Annotated in this window: 1 protein-coding gene; it reads right to left on the bottom strand. The window is 63.8% G+C overall.

The annotated features are described in order from the left end of the window. The coding region (locus ITJ40_RS16850) for a tRNA dimethylallyltransferase (RefSeq protein WP_304520232.1) at positions 1-395 on the bottom strand (395 nt) is incomplete at its 3' end. Positions 396-406 lie beyond the last annotated feature (11 nt).

Here is a 406-nt window from a genome sequence, read left to right as displayed (position 1 = left end):
TCTGCCAGCCGCTGACGATCCGAGCCCGTCACATCGAGGACCTCGGCGTCGGCGTATCGCGCGAACCAACGGACCTGGCGCCGGGAGTAGTTCTTGGTCACTCGCGTGGTGGACGTCACGGCATCCTCTATTGAGCACCGGCGGTCTAGGACTGCCATCGCTTGAGGGTATCCGTGTGCGGTACTTGCGGTCTGTCCGGCCTCGAGTCCCTGCTGGCGGAGCCTATCGACCTCGTCGAGGAGACCATCACGGAACATGCCTTCTGCTCGTGCATGTAGAGCAGGGAACAACTGCTCGCGGTCCCGTCGTAGGTGGACCGTACGGTAGCTGCGCCACACGTGGGGTGCCGGGGGCAACGAAGGTACGCTCTGGCCGCTCCGGATCGCAATTTCCAGTGAGCGGATCA

Origin of the sequence: Clavibacter sp. VKM Ac-2872, from assembly GCF_015351105.1 — a bacterium.
In the GTDB taxonomy this organism is placed as follows: domain Bacteria; phylum Actinomycetota; class Actinomycetes; order Actinomycetales; family Microbacteriaceae; genus Clavibacter.
This window is presented reverse-complemented; position numbering and strand designations above follow the sequence as displayed.